The following is a 19,235-nucleotide window of genomic DNA, read 5'->3' as shown; positions in this document are numbered from 1 at the left end:
AAAGGCAAGGAGCAAGGCCATGGCAAATGACTCACAAAAACATATCGACGACTTTGACCGTAATAACCAGAGCAATACCTTCCAAACCGGCGAACTGTTCCGTTACCTTGGTTTTACCCGGGATACCTTACGACATTATGAGGCCATGGGGTTGATCAAACCGGGGCATGACCAGAGTAACAACTATCGCCAATATGGTTTTGATGAAATCTATAAGTTGCTGATTATTGAATTTTATAAAAAAAGAGGTTTCGCCCTGGCGGAAATCAATCAGCTGATTGACGAGGATCAGCTCTCCGACATAACAGAGAATCTGATTGAAAAGCAGGCGGCCATTGAGCTGGCGATTAAAAAACAGCAACAGATGCTGATAAAATTAGCTGACACCCAGGCCTTTTGTCAGTCACTGCTGCACCACCTGAATCAGTTTTCCATCCGGAACTTTCCACTGTATGAGATTATCAGTTCCTTTTCGGCGATCTCCGCCTTTGATGAATATCAGGAAAAGGTTCTTGCTCATCTTAATCTGGCCGATGAGGATCTGCTGACCAATATGATCCGCTGTGTCACCTTTGATACCACCCAGTATCAGGAAACCCAGATGCATCTCGTCGTACCGGCTACCGCTCGGGAAAGCGGCAAAGACTATCTCGATGACGGTCCCTGTCTCCACATTGTGGTTGAAAGCGGCCGTTACAGTGATGCAACCAATCAGGTCATAGACAAAACCCGACTGGCCGCTTATCAATGGGCGGCAGAAAACCAGCTCCAGCTAAAGGGCTGCGTTTATCTCCATGTCCGCCTGATTCTCTTTCACGACAATCTGGAACAGGCCTTCGTGGAAGCCTGGGCGCCAATTGATCAAAACAATCGAACAAAATAATTTCAAAAATAATGATTGACCTGGGGGCTGCCCCCGGCTTTATACTCGAGACAGATCATTACGAAGGAGTCAAAAATGAAAACCATGATTGTCCGAGAATATAATACTGTTTCACTGTCGGATTCGTATTTACTGGATTTAAACGCATACCCTATAAAAGGCTGCTGTGGCTGTTGGACCTGCTGGTGGAAAACCCCAGGACGCTGTATCCATCATGATCTGGATTGCTTTTATCATCATTATATCACCGCTGAAAAGGTCACTTTTTATCTCACCGTGTCCCAGGGTTTTATCAGCGCCAATCTAAAAACGCTGTTTGACCGAATGATTCCCCTGTTTCTGCCTTACACCAATTATGGTTCAGGTGAATCGATGCACGACCCCCGCTATGAACGGTATCCCGATATCGAAATTTTTTATCAGGATACTTTTCTTAATACGACTGAAAAACAAATCTTCGAAGCTTATCTGCAGCGAACCTTCTACCAGTTTCACAGCAAAACTAACAGCATCACTGGTAAAATGCCCGAGGTACGATCATGAAAACCCTGATACTTAACGGCTCCCCCCGGGCTGATTGCGGGAATACCCAATTATTTATTGACCATTTTCAATCAGGTCTGACCACACCGCTGCCGGTTCGCTACCTGCTCCGGGAAAAGCCGGCAACTCTGGCGTTGGCGATGAATGAGTATGACACCATTCTGCTGGTGATGCCCCTCTATATTCATGCCATGCCCGGGCTGGTGATGAAACTTTTTGAAGAACTGAAGCCCCAATCCGGCCATCATCCCAAAATCGGTTTTATTGTCCAGGCTGGTTTTATTGAAAGCGCCACCGCCCGCTATCTGGAAAACTATCTGACTGCTTTGGCCTACCGCTTGCATTTTTCCTACCTTGGCACCGTCATCAAGGGCGATGCGGCGGCCTGTTCGATCCTGCCGCATTTTTTCTTTGGCAGACTGTTTAAACAGCTTAAAGCGCTGGGTGTCGCGTATGAAAAAACCGGGAGCTTCGATCCGCTCCTCGTCAAAAAGTTGGGGAAGCCCGTTTGTTTATCAAAATATCAAGTACGTTTGTTGGAATCCCGCCTGGTCAACCGACTCAATCAGATTGGCTGGAACTGGATTCTCAAAAGAAACGGTTGTTTTAAAAATCGTTATGATCAACCATTTCTTTGACGGATACCAATGATTATCGTAAAGCAATTATAGCAGGATTTTCTGTCGAAAATTCTCCATTTTCAGCAAACTCTAGTAACTCTCTCTGATTATTATTTAAAACTGCCAAGTGATTGCTAAAACCCTTCAAATTTCTGACACTATTTTGACATGATTAACGTTTAACATTATGTGTATACAATTATTGGAGGTATCATCATGGCAAAACCTAAAAAATTCAACCTACGGCTGATGGTGCAAATCTCTTTCTTTGCGCTCATTGCCCTGATTTCAGTAAATAAAACCCTGGCAACTGCCGGCATGGGAATACCTTTCTTATCAGCGGCTTCGCTCCATGCGTTGTGCCCCTTTGGCGGTGTAGAAACCTTTTTCTCTCTGATAACAGCCGGATTCTTTGTCCCCAAAACCCAGATCACTTCAGTGATTTTAATGAGTCTGGTATTTCTGCTGGCACTGCTTTTCGGTCCGGTTTTTTGTGGCTGGATCTGCCCCTTTGGCGCCTTTCAGGAATGGATCGGCAAAATCGGAAAAAAAATATTCAAGAAACGCTATAATCAGTTTATTCTGCCAAAGGTAGACAAGCTACTGCGCTATTTACGATATGGCGTACTGGTCTGGGTACTGACAGTGACAGCCGTCTCCGGAACCCTGCTGTTTGCCAATCTTGATCCCTATCACGCATTATTTAAATTTTGGACCGGAACGGTGGCCCTGCCGGCCCTGATTCTGCTCGGCGTTATCACCATCGGTTCGTTGTTTGTGGCACGGCCCTGGTGTAAATATGCCTGTCCCTACGGCGCTCTCCTGGGTCTTTTCAACACGATCCGAATCTTTAAAATCCGCCGTAAAACCGCTACCTGTGTCAACTGTCAGAAATGCAGCCGCAGTTGTCCGATGAATATTGATGTCTGTCGAACTGAGACAGTCACCAATCTCAGTTGCATCAGCTGTTATGAATGTACTTCAAACCGGAATTGTCCGAAATCTGAAACCTTGGTGGTTCAGGCTACCAAACAAAGCTCCCATATTTCCATTACCGTGGTGGCCATCGTGATGCTGACAGTCTTTATCGGCGGAATTTTCGGAACAATAACCTTGGACATCTGGGATTTAAAAACCAACGAGCCGGGCTCGGGGGGCAAAAATAACGGCGGGGGACAAAAACATCAAGTGGAGATGCAAGAAGCTGTCCAGATCACGATTTCGGATTAACCTGAAATGATCGATTTTATACCCGCAGATTTAACAACTTTCTCTGACCTGATTTGCCCAAATATAAATTGTTTATAAGCGTATACGATTTTTATACAAACGTTTACAGTTTATCTATTTACTTCCTGACAAATAATGATATAATAAGAACATATCAAAGATCAACTCAATCATTTTCAGTAACAGGTGTTACGAATCATTTGTGTCAATCACTTGAAAAATTACGACACTGGCACTAATATCAATGTACCGACCCGAGGTTGAAGATGAAAATTTGACCATGATGAAATAAGTTGATACGCTGGCCGGGAGAAAAGTCTACTTAAAAAACAGATTCTTCCTTCTATAGAAAGAGAAATCTTTGTATAGTTGGATATCCCATAATAAGTGTGTAATAGTTATACTGAAAAGTGAAAAAGAAGATTTTTGATAAAATCAAAAGAAGGAGTCCAAACGGATGACGACTGAGATTGTGGGCTAGGCCGGTTTTGCAGGTGAAATGGCAGAATCGGCTTAAGCTCTTTTTTGGGATGGAATCAAATCCAATATTCTATTTTTACAACTGAAAAAATCTCCCTACTGCCGTTCTTTTGGCAACTGGGAGATTTATTGTGTTTTTATTCGCTAAAATCAACCGCAATTATTCGAGCTCTGAATAACATGGTTTCGACAATTTTATTGGTTATTTTCAAGCCCAAACAGCTTAAGCGGATTTTAGCAATCCCTTTTCGCCACACAATCGGGTCAGCTCTTCGCCGACAATCCGGGTCATCTGGTTGAGGTCAATATTTTCTCCATTGAGAACATTATACCAGCCATCGGTTACGGCATCACCGACGGTTTCTTTGAGGATGCCACCAACCCCACTATAGATCTTGGTGATCGTCACGGTGGTCCCGCTTAACGCCACCTGAATCACATATTTGTCTACCGGTGGAAACTGAATGCAATGCATAATCCCCTTTCCGGTTAGCTGGGGATCCCCGCAGGGATATTTTCCCTCTTTCATAATATCATGAAGCTCTTCGTAGCTCAGTTTTTGATTAAGTTTCACCTTATCATAGCTTTTAATCATATCTTTCGATCCCTGTTTAAACTTGTCAAAAAATCCCATTATTATCTCCCTTATTAGTTGAAATAGTTAAGACGCCTTTTAATAAATACGTTTCTATTCAAAGTTTAACTCTTTCATCGGCCATCCACAATCGCAGTTCACACCGAAAATCAGCCATTCACGACGTGTTGTTATAAGTTCCCGATTCGGGTCTGATTTTTATGCCACGATGCCTGAAACACTGTTAGAAATAACGCAGTTTTAGATATTTTTATTGTCGACTAAGGCAATGATATATTTTATTCCAGGCGGGTATTTAGTTTATATAACCACCGCAAAAAGCCTTCACACTATGGAAGGGAGGTGAAATTCATGAAAGATTCGGAATTTTGTCCAAAGTGCGGAGCAAAGCTGGAACCTGGCGAACCATTCTGCGGAAACTGCGGTTTTAATACCGATACAACTGACCCTGCCCTGCTGATTCCTCAAGATCCGATGCCACCGGATCAGATTATTTTTACCCCACTGTCCGAGCCACCCCAACCGTCTTCAAGCGGATCGCAGAAGACGGTGATTATTATTCTATCCGTGCTGCTGGGTGCGATTGTATTAATTGGCGGCTCCATATTTTTATGGTTTGTACTCAAGGATAACGGCAACCCACCCAACACCAGTCAGGGATTGACCGGAGAAAAGCAGGTGATCATCGATCTGCCTTCTTATTCCTTAAACGAAGGCAGTTATACCTCATCCCAGAAAGTTGAAATCAATAAACCGACCGGTGAGGAAATTGTTGTCTACTTTACCATCGACGGCACCGATCCGACTGACAAATCCAGCCGTTATGACAGTGCCATCGTACTCAATACGACCACCACCCTGAAGAGCATCGCCATTGACAAATATGGCAATCAAAGTGGCATAAAAACCGGTACCTACACCATCACCATTCCACAACCAGACACGACCCAGCCGAACACAACCACCACACCACCGGCAACCGTCGATCCGTCTATGTCTGAATGGCAGCAATTTGAAGACAACATCCGCGGCACCTGGAAATGGACCGATGGCAGTGGCTTTACCCTCTATTATGAGTTCAACAATGGCATGCTTCTGGTGACTGACGGCGGCAGTGACTATTTTTATGATTACTATTCATCAACGGTTACAACTGGCACCAATGGCACCATCGGTACCATCTATGCCGGCGGCGACCTGATTTACATTGATTGCAACCCCTTAGGTGACAGTGCCATCTATATCAATGGTTCTCTCTGCACCTATGTCCCCTAACTGAAATTTTTGCCAGAACCAAAAGGGAACCGAAATCATGACGATTGAAAAACAAAACAGAGACCAATTCTGCATCAAGCTGCGGAATTGGTCTCTGTTTTGTTGATGACCGCAGTTGGGTGTGGCATAAAACCGCTTCCCGCTTGACGCCATCAAATTGTTTCGTTATAATCGAAGTAGCCTGTTTTGCGAAATGTGCTAAGCTCAATTTCCTCTACCCCAAACCATACTGGTCTTTGCGAATACGTTGTTAGCTTTGTATCCAGTTTGGTAATTACCGACAAAACAATCAGGAAGGAGGCACAGCGATTGGCGCTATTTTTTATTCTCCTATTAGCTTTTGTCAGTCTTGTCAGCACCTTGCTGATGGTTTTTAGTTCAGGTAACATGATTCCTTACACCGATGCCAATGGCCGGGTACTGCCCGGCAGTTTGTCAGAAAAATCCTGGGTATTCATCAACGGCATTGAAATGGGAATGATTATCAAATCGAAGGATTTCCGAAAACCGGTGCTACTTTTTGTTCATGGCGGCCCAGGAATGCCGGAGTATTGGCTGAACCACAGCTACCCTGCCCATTTGGAGGAACTGTTTACCGTGGTGTGGTGGGATCAGCGTGGCGCTGGTCTATCATACAACGCCAATATCTCACCAGAGACGATGACCACTACTCAGTTCGTGGAAGATACCATTTCGGTGACCCATTATCTACGCCAGCGCTTTCGTCAGGATAAAATCTACCTGATGGCCCATTCTTTTGGTACCTATATTGGGATTCAGGCGGCAGCCCGGTCGCCTGAGCTCTACCATGCCTATATTGGGGTAGCCCAGTCAGTCAATCTGGCCCTGTCGGAAGAGCTGGCTTATGGGTGGATGCTTGATTTCTATACCAATGACAAAAAAAACCTTGCCAAACTGAAAAAAGCCCCCTACGGCACCCCAGCCTACGAAGGCCTACGGGATCGGGTCATGCACGAAGCGGGCATCGGGACCACCCATAAGATGTATTCCGTGATCACCGGTATTTTTTTGGCGGTGATGAAGCACCGGGAATATATGCTGAAGGAAAAGTTACAGATCTGGCAGGGCAAAGCTTTTTGTCAAAAATCAATCGTCAATGAAGAATTCCGGCAAGCTAACCTCAGCGATATCGTCACTCGGCTGGACATCCCGGTGCTGTTTTTTTCCGGCGCCTACGATTATACCGTCAACCATTACTTATCCGAGGTTTATCTGGAAGAATTGCAGGCCCCGGAAAAGCATTTCTATCTTTTTGAAGACTCGGCCCACAGCCCTATTTTTGAGGAACCGGAAGCGGTACTGGCCATTCTTAATGAATTGATCTGCCAACGATAAAAGCAACCTGGATGCAATTGCACCGAGGTTGCTTTGTTTTTGCTTATATTAATACTTATCCATCTCTGCCTCATTCAGGAAGATGTCAATCTGTGGTGTTTCAAAACTTACCGGCTTTGATTCCGGTTGCATTGGATTTCTTCTACTGCTTCCCGAACGATTCTCTTTTAAGCGGAAAGCACCCACCATCTGTTTGAGGATTTCGGCCTGACCAGAGAGTTCCTCACTGGCGGCAGCACTTTGTTCGGCAGTGACAGAGTTGGTTTGAACGACTTGGGAAACCTGCTCAATCCCCTGATTAAAATATATTTCTCTTTGATGATGACTATGGAGGTTTTATCAAGCATTATAACGGCTTACGGGAAATGCTTCAACGAGAGCTGAATCAGCCCCCCACCCAAACCATTCAAACCCTCTATCAGCAATATCGTGATTATGCTCAAATAAATATTAAAAAAGAGCGTGTGCATTTTTAGTTTTTGCCCTGTTCCCGGTCTAATCGACACATATCCAAAAAAAACTGCAAACCGAAGTTTGCAGTCTTGAGGTTGTCGATAAACTCCCACACCGACCAATGACTAAGGGGTCAGTTAATCATATTGTCCACTCTAAAGTGAACAACATGATGTAACAATTGTCAGTACGAGGGTATCTTTTTTAAATTACGGATCTTTATTTTTCTGAGAACTGTTTAGTAATTCTTATCGGCATAGCCAACCCAGCCGCCTTCTTTGACCAGGGTTTTATCAAATTCGCCGACTGCGAAATCAATGGTTTCGGATTTGCCATCAGCCAGAACACGAATCTGATTACCATCCACATCGATTTCCATGGTCACGACTTTGTCGGCATAATTAGCAAACAAACCGTCGATGGTTTCTCTCGGCAGTTCAATGGCAAACATCCCGCAATTATACATATTTTGTCTAAAAATCCGGGCAAAGCTTTCAGCAATCACGACGTTGATGCCGTTGACTTCCAGGGCCCAGGGGGCATGTTCCCGGGATGAACCGCAACCAAAGTTTTCCCGGGTCACAATAACTGCCTTATTCTCGGTGTCAGCCCGGGAAAAGCCGGGTAATACCAGATCCTCAAGTAGATTTGGCTTTAACGCCTCTTTGGTAATTTCGGTCAGATATTTGGCCGGGATGATCTCATCGGTGTTAATATCGCTGCGATCTAAAAATAGTACGTTACCTTTAAATGTCTTCATCTCAATCTCCCCTCTAAGCCTTGAATAAATTAGAATTCTCAATTGTTCCGCTAATGGCAGCGGCTGCTGCTGTGGCCGGACTCATTAGATGAACCATACCGCCCTTACCCATCCGGCCGTTGAAATTACGGTTGGTGGTGGAGGCGCAGACTTCGCCTTCAGCCAGTACCCCATTGCTCATACCCAGACAGGCACCGCAGGTTGGGTTGGTGACACAGAAACCGGCATCCTGGAAGATTTCAATGATGCCTTCTTTTAGTGCCATTGAATAAATGGCTGGTGTCGCCGGGCTGACAATGGCGCGAACATTGTCGCTTATTTTTTTGCCCTTGAGGACTTCAGCAGCGATGCGCAGATCTTCAATCCGGCCATTGGTGCAGCTACCGATATAGATCTGATCGACTTTGGTGCCGGATACCTCGGCGACGGTGCGGACCTGATCAGGTTTGTAACCAACAGTAACCATCGGTTGTAGTTCCGAAACATTGTATTCCAGTACCCGTTCGTATTCAGCATCAGCATCGGAAACCCATTTGGAATAGTCGGCCAGAGCGTCTTCTTTGGTAGCAAACTCATCCTTTATGAAGTCCCAGAGATAATCAACGGTGGTCATATCCGGGTAGCAGATTCCGCAGGTCCCACCGGCTTCGATGGCCATATTGCACAGAGTCATCCGGGATTCCATCGACATCGCATCAACAACGGGACCGGTAAATTCAATGACCATATTGGTAGCACCGTTCACCGTCAGCTCTTTGATGATAAAGAGGATCAGATCCTTGGCATAAACGCCGGGTTGTAGGGCTCCCGTTAAAACAATTTTAATGGTTTTGGGGAAATGGAACGCGCAGACCCCTTTTAAAATCCCAACTTCCAGGTCGGTCGTACCGATTCCGGCGGCAAAAGCTCCAAAGGCTCCATGGGTACAGGTGTGTGAATCGCCCATGATGATGGTGTAGCCGGGTCGGACAAATCCTTTTTCCGGGAAAATGGCGTGACAGACGCCATTTCTGCCCACATCGAAAAAGTCTTTAATCTCATGGCGTCGGGCCCAATCCCGGAGGATTTTACCCTGTTCGGCGGTTTTGGAATCCTTAGCAGGGGTGACATGGTCGATAACGGCCTTGATCTTGGTGGGATCAAAAACCCGATCCATCCCACGGGCCATCAGATCGGTGATGGCAATTGGTGTGGTGATTTCATGACAGAAAACCCGATCCAGTTTTAACACATGTGTATCTGGAAACGGCTCATCTACCCGATGTGCATCAAATATTTTTTCAGCTATTGTCTTACCCATTTTAATCTCCTTCTTTTTTGTCACATTCTTAATCTCAAATAAACTCATTTCTTATTATGACATAAACCTGTAAATAGATCAATAAACCTGATAAAATCAATCCCGCTGGTTGCAAATATTTTCAAAATTTACGATACTTATGGCTAATTGACTTTGACGTACTGACAATTATTATATCGATTGTGATCTGGGGGGGCAGACCCTGTGTATCAAGGCGGACATGGCTAACCTGTCTAAGCATGTGGCATACAACAGATTAATAATTGGTCGTTATGGTAATTCTTTGTAAAAATCTTAATTTCCCCCTTGACTCTGACCTTAGGTCATAGCTTATCATAGAAGCAGGTCAGGGAAAACCAGACCGACGAAACATCGATCGATTGTTACGAACTTTCAATACTAACAATTATTGCTTTTATATTAGTTTTTGCGAACAATTTTGCAACGTTTAGGCAACAGTGTAGAAATTTTTTAGCGCTAACTGACAATAAAGCTTACAGCACTTTAGAGCACACCAACAATTACCATCAAGGAGAAGCCAATGAAAATGACGGTTAAGGAAGTAGCGACACTAACCGGGGTCAGTGTGCGCACCCTTCACTACTATCATCGTGAAGGAATTCTGATTCCTTATGAGATCACAGAAAATAAGTATCGATATTACGACGCGGCCAATCTATCTCAACTCCAGAATATTCTGTTCTTGCGGGAGCTGGATTTTTCGATCCAGGAGATCAAAGGGATTCTAGCCGATCCCGATTATGACGAAATGGATGCGTTTAAAAAACAGCGTCATCTACTGCTGCTTAAACGGCGCCGTCTGGACAAACTGATTGCCTTGTTGGACCAAAAATTAGAAGGAGAAAAAATCATGAATTTTAAACCATTTGACATGACCGAGATTGAAACGAACAAGAAACAATACGAAGCTGAGGTGCAAGAACGCTGGGGCAAAACGGACGCCTACCGCCAAAGCCAGCAAAAAACCAGTGGCTATAGCCCGGAAAAGTGGGAAGCGATCCACAATGAAACAGAAGCCATCTATGCCAGCTTTGTTGCCAATATGAAAAAAGATGTCACTGACCCAGTGGTTCAGGATCTTGTTGCCCAGTGGCAAAATAACATTACCCGACACTACTACGACTGTACGAAAGAAATCCTGGCTGGTTTGGGACTGATGTATGTTCATGATGAACGCTTCAAAGCAAACATCGATACTCACGCTGAAGGACTGGCCCAGTTTATGAGCGATGCCATTGCGGTTTATACCAACAGATAGGGACTTGTCCCCATTTTTTATAGTATTATATCAATAAATAAGAACCATTTTGGGAAGTGATACCAAGAACTTCCCAAATGGTTCTTTTAATTAATCTCATCACTCTTCCTAACTAGCTTAACTCATCAGCAGACCAGCTCATGAGCGGGCATACTCGCCCAATTTTATTCCAACAACTATTGATCACCACTAAAATCTTCATAAAATTGTAATCTGTTGTTAACATAAAGTTCATATTCGTCTGTTATTATTGAGATAATCAATCAAACGGATTGGCAATTCGTTGTTTACCGCCGATTGATAAAACACCCCAAATTGGCCGTAAGCCCATCAGTGTCTGACTTGATCTGTTCAGCCGATCGGTTAATCACATATTATAGGAGAATATTATGAATCAATTAATTTTAAATAACTATTTTACCCTGTCAGATCTGGAAAAGACAATGACAAAAATCACTCAGCATATTAGCCCCTCCCAATTTAAACACGTTTTTGAACAGCCTCAGAAAACCTGTCTGAAATTCTTAAAAAGTATCTGGTCGGATATCGACATCGAAAACCACTGCAAACTGACCAGTATTGATTTTAATCAGGTTCGCAATACGGCGGACATTGAGCTTCCCGAAACCCATGATGAGCAATGCCAGGAGTGTCTCAATACCAGCAAACATAAACTGTCTGCTTATGAGCAGTTGTTTCTTTCCAACTATAACCTGGCCATGAATGACTTTGAAGACAGTAAGATCAAAGAATCCTTTTCAAGTTATGACCACTATCGATAATCCCTTTCATCCATGCTGCATTTTATCCAAAATCAGTCGAAATCGGTGAAGTTATGATCCAGATGGTATTCGATGTTGCTGTCATGAAGCTTGACATTGGCAGTTTCAAGCAGTTCCCCGAACATCACATTGGGAAATTCATAGAGATCTCCGCCAAGAGGTTTTGCCGCAATCCACTCATTGGTGCTGCTAATATCGTAGGGAGCATCGCTGGCACCGCTCTGAGTGATAATAATTCTGTTATCCCCAGGGGTATCAAAGTTAACTTCTAAGATCATCGGATCGGTCGGATGATAATCCCAGACTGTCGACTTCCAGAGATGACAGGTATTGATCTGAATCGTCCCGCCATTTTCGGTGGTTTCAATCACCTCATAATAGCCCCCAAGATTTTGTCCCAGTGATGCCGCAAAGGTTCGATCGATACAATAACGATCAGTGAAATAAAGAATGTGGGTCGTGGGTTCAATGTAAGCATACCAGAGGCCATCCATCTTACTGATAAAATCGTCGTTGGTCAGATTCCCGATAAAGGGTCTGGCGGTGGAACCTGGTGCTGCTGCACCTTTATCGAAGATAACAATCCGGATCCCTTCGAGACGATAGGACAAGCCCGAAGTCCCCGCACTTTCACCGTTTTTGGCCCAATCCAGCCAGCCGACATTCTGGGCGTGAACCTGATAGTAAACATCATAATCTTCGGCATCGGCACCGGTGAGGCGAATTCCGATCCCTTCCAACCGCAACGACTGTCCCGATGTTCCGCTCATCTCACCATCACTGACCCAGTCCTGCCAACCGATATTCTGAACATGGGTGCGATACTCTATCCCCACATCGACGGTTTCATCATTCTGCTTAATCTCAATCCCTTCCAGCCGTAACGACTGTCCCGAGGTACCACTCATCTCACCATCACCGACCCAGCCCTGCCAGCCGATATTCTGGACGTGGGTGCGATACGTACAATTCAGGGCACTGTCGACAAAAGGTAACTGATGAGCGGCTGCATACTGCTGGGCATAACTGTCGGTTTCACCAAAAATAATGATATGCGGCGAGGAATCAAACGCGTTGTCGGCAATGCTGACCACCGTTTTTGGTATTACTACCTTGAACAGATTAGAACAGGAGCCAAAGGTATAGTTGTCAATGGTGGTCACCTGCCCGGGAAGCGCCAGACTGGTCAGTTTGTCACAGCGGGCAAAGGCCCCAGAGCCAATCGATTTTACCGTGTCCGGAATGGTCATACTCTCCAGCGCACTACACTCCCAGAAGGCGTTGGGACCAATGGTTTCGAGCTTTTCTGGCATGGTGATGGTTGTCAGTCCGGTACACCCCCAGAAGGCATCACTGCCAATGGTCACAATCCCTTCGGCTAAAACAATACTTTTCAGACTGGTACAGTGGGAAAAAGCAAAATCGCCAATGCTGATTACCATCTTGCCATCAATCATTGACGGCACAGTCACCTCCCCGCCACTGCCGAGGTATTTGACAATCCGTATCCCGGCCTGATCATCCTCCACCTTAAAATCTGTTTCCACCGCATTTGTCATCACCTCAGTTGAGTCGTCCTGAGCCACAACCCCAGCTGGTAAAAAACTGATGATCAGAAGGGTTGCCAACAGCCAAATCGATTTTCTCAGATCCGTTTTCATGATCATTTCCTCCTTGTTAGTTTGAACCATTTGTTTAGTCCATAACCAATTGAAAACAGCAAATCCTAATGTGCTGAGCCTCTGATGTGCTTTGCTTTTCACTATTTGTCTACCCTTTCTAGAATCATTAAAACGCCATTATAAGATCAATCGTCCTCCAAATCCCCCAAATTATTTTAAACTCGTGTCAGGGTATCACTCCCTTTCTTATCTTTGGATTGATCTCAGATCTGCTTGATGCTGCACCCCGCTAAACCAGCAAAAGCCACCCATTTCATATCCGAAATGGGTGGCTCCTGTTTTTGAATCCACTAATTTGTTTTTGCTTGTTTAGGACTGTTGCGGTGCCTCCGGCATCGGTGCCCCACCTTTTAATGGATTGACAATTAGGAAAATCACAAAGAATACGGTTGTCACAACTGCACCAACAGCAATCGGCGCTGTTACCGCATCACCGGTAATTCCTGCAATGGCGCCAATCCAATAGGTTGACAGGAATCCGAAGAGGTTCATCCCGGCCATAAAGAAGGATACCCCCAAAGCCATCTGCGACGGTTTAACGGTCATTGAAATCAGCATCATGCTGGCAGGAATCAACGTTGACATGGCAAAACCTTCAATGAAAACTCCAACTGACAACAGCGCAATATTGCTGGCAAAAACAACCAGGGCAAGACCGATAGCCGCAAGAGCATAACCAACAGCCATGATAAATCGACCGGAGATTTTAAACACTTTACCAAAAACCGAACCAGCGACCATGCCGCCGATCGTCAGAAGGGCCAGAACAATACCAGCTGTAGCAGTTGTACCCATACCACGCTCGACAATCAGCGTCGACATATTGACCAACATGGGGTAAATTGACAACGTATAAATCCCATATACCAGAACAATTATAAATAATTTAACCGGTAGTTTTTCTTTAGGTGCTGCATGAACTTCTGCAGTAATCGGTGCTTGTGCAGGTTCCGGCAGAAAAAAGATAACTAATAGCAACGAAATGATACCGAGCGCATGGGGCAGGAAGCTATAATTCCAGCCAATCCCAGCAAAATAGCCACCCATAAATTGAAGGACCATCCCGCCGATATTCATTGCCAGAGTGACCATACCGGTCATAGTTGCGACCTTATCGCCTTCATAAACACCCATAACCAATGAATTGGCCAGTGGTGACATGATCCCCAAACCGATCCCAAAGATGGCCCGTTCAATCAGAATAACGGTGAAATCAGTGGCAAAATAGGGGGCAACACCACCAAGAACGAAGAGAGCCATCCCAAGAATTGCCAGGGTTCGATACTTAACCTTGCTACCGGCGACAGACCCGGCAATCAGGGTGGCGGGAATTACGGTTAACGAGGGCAATGTCGATACCAGCAAAAGCGTAGTAATCGGAAGATCTGAAAATTGTACGAAAATTGCATTCAGGGCCGGAGTAATGGTCCCTACACCCATTCCGAAAAACGCCATGGCCAAGATTGTAAAGGTAGAGATTGGTTTTACTTTTTGATTCATTTTTTTCCTCCTTTTAATTTTATTTGTGATTTAAAATTTAAGTGATTAAAACAATCACAAATTTACTTGTTTTAGATTTCCGTGATGTCTACTTGACCGAAATCTACTTTTGTCGGTAATGTTACACTGTTACCAGTTCTTTTGCTTTCACCGCGGCACTGCCAGCATCCGGAGCGTAACCATCAGCACCGACTTCAGAAGCATATTCTGGTGTAACCGGGGCGCCACCTACAATCACTTTAACATCAGGGCACGCTGTTTTTATTGTTTGAACTGCTTCTTTCAAAGCTGGCATAGTGGTGGTCAACAGACCAGAACATGCAACCAAAACAACCTGATCATTATCATTGACCGCTTTGACAAAATTATCAGCCGGAACGTCAACACCGAGATCCACCATATCAAAACCGGCGCTTTCGATCATCATCGAAACCAGATTTTTCCCGATATCATGTAAGTCTCCCGCTACGGTACCAATTACGCAGGTTCCCAGCGAAGTTGATCCATCCCCCGCCATTAGCGGTTTTAAGACCTCCACACCCTTTGACATCGCTTTAGCGGCAATTAGCATTTCTGGCACAAAGATTTCTCCTGATGAGAACTTATCACCAACCACACCCATGGAATCGACCATTGCCTGGAGAATTTCGGATGGAGCAGCTCCGGCATCTAATGCTTCCTGAACCAGTCCAGGAACCAGTTTTGATTTTCCCGCCTCAACCTTAGCTTTAACTTCTGCAATTTTTGACATTTCTTTCCTCCCGTTAAATGAATTCAATGTTCTTACGAAATAGGCAGATCTAAAATATTATCACCGTTTATATTGAGAATCGATCATTCGATTTGAAACGCATAACAACGGCTTCCATCGCATTTTAACGAGGTTTCTTCCAGACTTGCCGTTCCGGTTCATATGTTTTAACCGGTTCAATAAATGTATTGTAATCGGTTTTTTACGAAAAGTCAATACATTTTACATTAATTTAATTTTAACTGGTTAAATATAATTTATTTGCATTCATTAATCAAAAGTGCTAGAATAAAATGATACCCCAAAATACCATTATGAAAGAGATGACCATGAATAACCAAAAAGAACAAATACTCCAGGTAGCCAGCCAATTATTTTACGAACAGGGCTATAAAAAAACCTATCTGGATCAGATTGCCGCAATCTGTGAAATTACCAAACCCCTGATTTCCTATTATTATAAATCAAAATCCAGCCTGGCCCGGGCCGTCAGCGATACCTTTCTTTTTGAACTTAAAAATAAAGTAGCTCTGAAACTTTATACCGACTATTTTAAAGAACGAAAAGCAGACCTGCAGGTCAGCACCGCCGTGGAAATTCGACTCTATAATCAGATGTTTCTGGCCGATCCCAAAGCAATGCGCTTTTTAAAAGAACTGGCCGATGACAAATATGAAGATCTCTTTAGTCAGGAAAGTATCCGCCTCTATAAAATCCATGATCGCCGTTACCATCTGAACATTAACGCCGATACGGATGAACTTGCGATGATTGCCAATGCTGCCAGAGGCGCCTCTTTTTCCGTTTTGTGGGCCTATGACCGGGGCGAATTTAATTGTACCCAGGAAGACTGTCTGGATTATATCGCGCGGCTCAATTTTGTGCTGATGAATGTAGATAAAGAACGTATCGATGCCATTCTGGCCGAAAGCAAAGAGGTGCTAAAACGAGTGCCCTTTACCTTTAAACCCTATTTCCAAATTGAATAATGTTAGATGCCACGACAAAAACCTCCTGAATTTACACTTAAAATTCAGGAGGTTTTTTAATAATTACAATTTGTTATCTACGCTTCTTTTTTATCCATGATCGCATTGCCGACAAACGACATCAGACCTACTGCAGCCAGCCCGACAGCGGCCAGTAAAAACTTGATCTCAATGCCACCACCAGTTAGATTGGCCACACCGTTGGACAAAATGGGTGAGACAAAAATTCCAACACTAGTGGATGCCGTTACAACTGCAATGGCCAGTGAACTAATGGAGGGATGGACGGCATTGGCGGCCTGAAAGGTTCCCGCTGGATTAATGGTAGCCAGACAGAACCCACAACACATGGCGCCAATAAACAGCGATGGCAGACTACCTAGCATAAAGATCAAAAGCATCCCCAAACCGCCTACCAGTAGCGATACCGGAATAACCAGTTTTTTGAGTACCCGCTGCATCCGGCCAAACAAAATTCCGGTGAGCATCCCGGCGGCTGACATGGCGGTGTTGATCAGTCCACTGGTAGAAGCATCCCCCAAACCATTCCCGACCACAAACATAGCTACATTGGTTTGAAATACAAAAAGGAAAACCCCAAACAAAAACATCGTCAGCGCTGTAAAATAGACCCGACCATTCAGCTTGGCACTTTTTTCATGATGGTTGTCGGCAACATGTGCCGGAGCATGATCCCGGGGAAGATTTTTCATGACGATTACGATGACCGGAATAAAAACCAGATATACCAGATACGACATCTGCCAGGAAATCCCGGCCAGCATCCCCGAAGTGAACAGTAGCACCATGCTGCCGCCATTAACAAATGCAGATTGCAGCCCCATCAACGCGCCACTTTCCTCGGCCACAAAATAATCGGCTATCAGGGCCATCGACATTGTCGAGTTCATCCCCTGAGCAATCCCCAACAGCAAGCTGCAACCCAACAGAACATAAATACTGGTGGAACCGAACAGCAGCGCAATCATCCCACCAGCCAATCCGCAAACCAGCCCAAAAATCACCAGGCTTTTTTTTGGCAGTCGCAGCGACAGCGGCCCTGATGCAAAGGCAAACACCAAACCCATCAAAGCTGGAATGGTCAATACCATCGAAATCAGGGATGGGTCGACCCCCACAAAGTAAGCTTGAATGTCAGCCAGAATGGCCGAAGCAGTCATCGATATCATCAATAGTGATGATATCGACAAAATAGCAATTTTAATTCTTTTCTTTTCCAAGACGTTCTCCTACACTCTTTTCTTCTACCGTATGCTTTTTATTCTCACAAATCAATATGAGAACTTAAAAACTTTACCGGTTAAATTTAGTGTATTATATTACATCCTGATTTTTGTGTCAACGCTTTCAGCACGAAGATGTCAATAAAGTTTGTTCAGACCTCATTTTGCCTGGCTTCGGCCACTTTCTGGCGCAGTTCTTCATCAAGGTTTTCATAACAAACCACCTGATTACGGCCTTGTCGTTTGGCCATATAAAGAGCGCTATCAGCTTTCTTGATCGTCTCGAAACAATCTCCACCGGCATAGATGGCGACACCCAACGAAATTGTAATGGGACAAACGCCATTAACCGACTTTTCCACCGACTTTCGAATCCGCTCAGCCACCACCACTGCCTGATCAGCCGGACAATCAAAAAGAATCGCTACAAATTCTTCACCGCCCCAGCGCATGACCATATCCGGACCTCGCAAACTGTGGCGGATGCAATCCGCCACAAACTGTAGAATCCGATCGCCCTCATCATGACCGAAACGATCATTAACCTGTTTGAAATGATCGACATCCATGATGACAATTGCAATGGCATCACTCAAAAATGTCAGATCATGCCCCTCTCCCATGATCGCATGTAACTGACGACGATTGAATACCTGGGTTAACGGATCATGAAACAACGCAAATTCAAGCTTGCGTTGGGTGATGTAATGGTCGTAGTAGAAACCCGCAATGATAAAATCAACCAGACATAGCAGCACTATGACCTGAATGTTAAAGGTTAAAATCGCATTGATGTTTTCAAAATGATAAAGATGGTCGGCCAGTAAAATATCTCCGATCAACCCCAGCTGGCCGATAATGGCCACAATTGGCGGTGCAGCAAAAGAGACCAGCAAAAGTACCAGACTCATGATCAGAAACCCCTCATTGACATAGGACTGATCCGCCAGATACGACCCCGCCCAGATGTTTCCCCAAATCATCGCATGAACCATCAGGTAGGTCAGTGTCCCCATAATTTTGTAGTTACTGATTTTCTGATAGGCAAAAAAAACAACCAACAGCGGTACCACCACCGAACTGCGAATAAGGAATGAACGCCCCAATGCCGCCCCATCAACCTGCCAGTCAGCGACAAACAGAATCAGAAACATAAAGGCCGAGGCAAATAGCACCCCCAAATTGAACCGTTTGTAATAATCGTATTTGGCCTGATAAAAATCATTCCGGGACTTGCCCTCTAATCTTAAAAATCCTCCCATTGTGTCGCGCCGCCTTCCTCGATGTCTGCCATTACGGCATTGAACAACATACCTTTAACCGTATTATAGCGCAACAGCCAGCTAAGAGCCACTGATTTTACGGCACTTCGCATAAATTCCGGTGGCTTGATCGCGCCCCCGGTATATCAAGACTTTCCATCAGTTCTCATTTCTGGTATAATTCAATAAACATTTGCGTGTTTTTTCGCTGCTGGTGGTTGAATTTTTGAAACAATGGGCGAAACGTGTCG

The 19,235-nt window shown here is 44.7% G+C and carries 18 protein-coding genes; 9 read left to right on the top strand and 9 right to left on the bottom strand.

Going from position 1 to position 19,235, the window contains the following annotated elements:
• The first annotated feature begins 19 nt into the window (after positions 1–19).
• The 4 genes from Q7P33_RS11140 to Q7P33_RS11125 all read left to right on the top strand — a co-directional run bounded on the left by Q7P33_RS11140 (position 20) and on the right by Q7P33_RS11125 (position 3,276).
• A complete protein-coding gene (locus Q7P33_RS11140; protein ID WP_303870361.1) occupies positions 20–883 on the top strand; it encodes a MerR family transcriptional regulator in 864 nt (287 codons plus the stop codon).
• A 75-nt stretch (positions 884–958) separates the two neighbouring features.
• A complete protein-coding gene (locus tag Q7P33_RS11135; RefSeq protein ID WP_303870359.1) occupies positions 959–1,426 on the top strand; it encodes a flavodoxin family protein in 468 nt (155 codons plus the stop codon).
• Positions 1,423–2,064, top strand: coding sequence for an NAD(P)H dehydrogenase (locus tag Q7P33_RS11130; RefSeq protein WP_303870358.1), 642 nt, complete (start codon positions 1,423–1,425; stop codon positions 2,062–2,064). The genes Q7P33_RS11135 and Q7P33_RS11130 overlap by 4 nt, the downstream gene beginning before the upstream one ends.
• 198 nt (positions 2,065–2,262) lie before the next feature.
• Entirely contained in the window at positions 2,263–3,276 is a 1,014-nt protein-coding gene (locus tag Q7P33_RS11125) for a 4Fe-4S binding protein (RefSeq protein ID WP_303870357.1), read from the top strand.
• Positions 3,277–3,979: 703 nt separating this feature from the next.
• Here Q7P33_RS11125 and Q7P33_RS11120 read toward each other — a convergent pair.
• On the bottom strand, positions 3,980–4,390 hold the full coding sequence (locus tag Q7P33_RS11120; RefSeq protein WP_303870356.1) for a hypothetical protein: 411 nt from the start codon (positions 4,388–4,390) through the stop codon (positions 3,980–3,982).
• Between the two features lie 312 nt (positions 4,391–4,702).
• On the opposite strand from Q7P33_RS11120, the gene Q7P33_RS11115 reads away from it, so the two are divergent.
• Both Q7P33_RS11115 and Q7P33_RS11110 read left to right on the top strand, forming a co-directional pair.
• Positions 4,703–5,626 (top strand): chitobiase/beta-hexosaminidase C-terminal domain-containing protein, encoded by a 924-nt coding sequence (locus tag Q7P33_RS11115; protein ID WP_303870355.1) that lies wholly within the window; start codon positions 4,703–4,705, stop codon positions 5,624–5,626.
• A gap of 309 nt (positions 5,627–5,935) precedes the next feature.
• Positions 5,936–6,982, top strand: a complete 1,047-nt coding sequence (locus Q7P33_RS11110) for an alpha/beta fold hydrolase (protein WP_303870353.1) — start codon at positions 5,936–5,938, stop codon at positions 6,980–6,982.
• A gap of 691 nt (positions 6,983–7,673) precedes the next feature.
• Here the strand turns inward: Q7P33_RS11110 and Q7P33_RS11105 are convergent.
• Positions 7,674–8,195, bottom strand: coding sequence for a 3-isopropylmalate dehydratase small subunit 2 (locus tag Q7P33_RS11105; protein ID WP_303870351.1), 522 nt, complete (start codon positions 8,193–8,195; stop codon positions 7,674–7,676).
• Positions 8,196–8,208: 13 nt separating this feature from the next.
• On the bottom strand, positions 8,209–9,495 hold the full coding sequence (locus tag Q7P33_RS11100; RefSeq protein WP_303870350.1) for a 3-isopropylmalate dehydratase large subunit: 1,287 nt from the start codon (positions 9,493–9,495) through the stop codon (positions 8,209–8,211).
• Between the two features lie 541 nt (positions 9,496–10,036).
• On the opposite strand from Q7P33_RS11100, the gene Q7P33_RS11095 reads away from it, so the two are divergent.
• Together Q7P33_RS11095 and Q7P33_RS11090 are read left to right on the top strand one after the other, a co-directional pair.
• Positions 10,037–10,774 (top strand): MerR family transcriptional regulator, encoded by a 738-nt coding sequence (locus Q7P33_RS11095; protein ID WP_303870349.1) that lies wholly within the window; start codon positions 10,037–10,039, stop codon positions 10,772–10,774.
• A gap of 389 nt (positions 10,775–11,163) precedes the next feature.
• Positions 11,164–11,556 (top strand): hypothetical protein, encoded by a 393-nt coding sequence (locus Q7P33_RS11090; protein ID WP_303870348.1) that lies wholly within the window; start codon positions 11,164–11,166, stop codon positions 11,554–11,556.
• 32 nt (positions 11,557–11,588) lie between these two features.
• Here Q7P33_RS11090 and Q7P33_RS11085 read toward each other — a convergent pair whose 3' ends face one another.
• The 3 genes from Q7P33_RS11085 to Q7P33_RS11075 form a co-directional block, all read right to left on the bottom strand.
• A complete protein-coding gene (locus Q7P33_RS11085; protein WP_303870346.1) occupies positions 11,589–13,217 on the bottom strand; it encodes a leucine-rich repeat protein in 1,629 nt (542 codons plus the stop codon).
• Between the two features lie 330 nt (positions 13,218–13,547).
• Positions 13,548–14,738, bottom strand: a complete 1,191-nt coding sequence (locus Q7P33_RS11080) for an MFS transporter (RefSeq protein ID WP_303870344.1) — start codon at positions 14,736–14,738, stop codon at positions 13,548–13,550.
• Positions 14,739–14,859: 121 nt separating this feature from the next.
• On the bottom strand, positions 14,860–15,489 hold the full coding sequence (locus Q7P33_RS11075; RefSeq protein WP_303870342.1) for a corrinoid protein: 630 nt from the start codon (positions 15,487–15,489) through the stop codon (positions 14,860–14,862).
• Between the two features lie 293 nt (positions 15,490–15,782).
• On the opposite strand from Q7P33_RS11075, the gene Q7P33_RS11070 reads away from it, so the two are divergent.
• Positions 15,783–16,478, top strand: coding sequence for a TetR/AcrR family transcriptional regulator (locus tag Q7P33_RS11070; RefSeq protein ID WP_303870341.1), 696 nt, complete (start codon positions 15,783–15,785; stop codon positions 16,476–16,478).
• A gap of 77 nt (positions 16,479–16,555) precedes the next feature.
• On the opposite strand, the gene Q7P33_RS11065 is transcribed toward Q7P33_RS11070, so the two are convergent.
• The 3 genes from Q7P33_RS11065 to Q7P33_RS11055 all read right to left on the bottom strand — a co-directional run bounded on the left by Q7P33_RS11065 (position 16,556) and on the right by Q7P33_RS11055 (position 19,097).
• Positions 16,556–17,719 (bottom strand): MFS transporter, encoded by a 1,164-nt coding sequence (locus Q7P33_RS11065; RefSeq protein ID WP_303870339.1) that lies wholly within the window; start codon positions 17,717–17,719, stop codon positions 16,556–16,558.
• 155 nt (positions 17,720–17,874) lie between these two features.
• Entirely contained in the window at positions 17,875–18,984 is a 1,110-nt protein-coding gene (locus tag Q7P33_RS11060; RefSeq protein WP_303870337.1) for a diguanylate cyclase, read from the bottom strand.
• Complete coding sequence (locus Q7P33_RS11055; protein WP_303870335.1) at positions 18,969–19,097, bottom strand: hypothetical protein; 129 nt, start codon at positions 19,095–19,097, stop codon at positions 18,969–18,971. The genes Q7P33_RS11060 and Q7P33_RS11055 overlap by 16 nt, the downstream gene beginning before the upstream one ends.
• Positions 19,098–19,235 lie beyond the last annotated feature (138 nt).

This window comes from Acetobacterium wieringae (assembly GCF_026646375.1).
GTDB classification, from domain to species: domain Bacteria; phylum Bacillota; class Clostridia; order Eubacteriales; family Eubacteriaceae; genus Acetobacterium; species Acetobacterium wieringae_A.
Note: the sequence above shows the minus strand (reverse complement) of the source record. Positions and strands in the feature narration are given on the sequence as shown.

Bases quoted from the DNA above. Each gene is read 5' to 3' on its own strand.
- Q7P33_RS11095 (WP_303870349.1), top strand. From the start codon at position 10,037: ATGAAAATGACGGTTAAGGAAGTAGCGACACTAACCGGGGTCAGTGTG.
- Q7P33_RS11140 (WP_303870361.1), top strand. From the start codon at position 20: ATGGCAAATGACTCACAAAAACATATCGACGACTTTGACCGTAATAAC.
- Q7P33_RS11130 (WP_303870358.1), top strand. From the start codon at position 1,423: ATGAAAACCCTGATACTTAACGGCTCCCCCCGGGCTGATTGCGGGAAT.
- Q7P33_RS11120 (WP_303870356.1), bottom strand. From the start codon at position 4,390: ATGGGATTTTTTGACAAGTTTAAACAGGGATCGAAAGATATGATTAAA.
- Q7P33_RS11080 (WP_303870344.1), bottom strand. From the start codon at position 14,738: ATGAATCAAAAAGTAAAACCAATCTCTACCTTTACAATCTTGGCCATG.
- Q7P33_RS11060 (WP_303870337.1), bottom strand. From the start codon at position 18,984: ATGGGAGGATTTTTAAGATTAGAGGGCAAGTCCCGGAATGATTTTTAT.
- Q7P33_RS11070 (WP_303870341.1), top strand. From the start codon at position 15,783: ATGATACCCCAAAATACCATTATGAAAGAGATGACCATGAATAACCAA.
- Q7P33_RS11105 (WP_303870351.1), bottom strand. From the start codon at position 8,195: ATGAAGACATTTAAAGGTAACGTACTATTTTTAGATCGCAGCGATATT.
- Q7P33_RS11115 (WP_303870355.1), top strand. From the start codon at position 4,703: ATGAAAGATTCGGAATTTTGTCCAAAGTGCGGAGCAAAGCTGGAACCT.
- Q7P33_RS11125 (WP_303870357.1), top strand. From the start codon at position 2,263: ATGGCAAAACCTAAAAAATTCAACCTACGGCTGATGGTGCAAATCTCT.
- Q7P33_RS11090 (WP_303870348.1), top strand. From the start codon at position 11,164: ATGAATCAATTAATTTTAAATAACTATTTTACCCTGTCAGATCTGGAA.
- Q7P33_RS11055 (WP_303870335.1), bottom strand. From the start codon at position 19,097: ATGCGAAGTGCCGTAAAATCAGTGGCTCTTAGCTGGCTGTTGCGCTAT.
- Q7P33_RS11085 (WP_303870346.1), bottom strand. From the start codon at position 13,217: ATGAAAACGGATCTGAGAAAATCGATTTGGCTGTTGGCAACCCTTCTG.
- Q7P33_RS11135 (WP_303870359.1), top strand. From the start codon at position 959: ATGAAAACCATGATTGTCCGAGAATATAATACTGTTTCACTGTCGGAT.
- Q7P33_RS11075 (WP_303870342.1), bottom strand. From the start codon at position 15,489: ATGTCAAAAATTGCAGAAGTTAAAGCTAAGGTTGAGGCGGGAAAATCA.
- Q7P33_RS11100 (WP_303870350.1), bottom strand. From the start codon at position 9,495: ATGGGTAAGACAATAGCTGAAAAAATATTTGATGCACATCGGGTAGAT.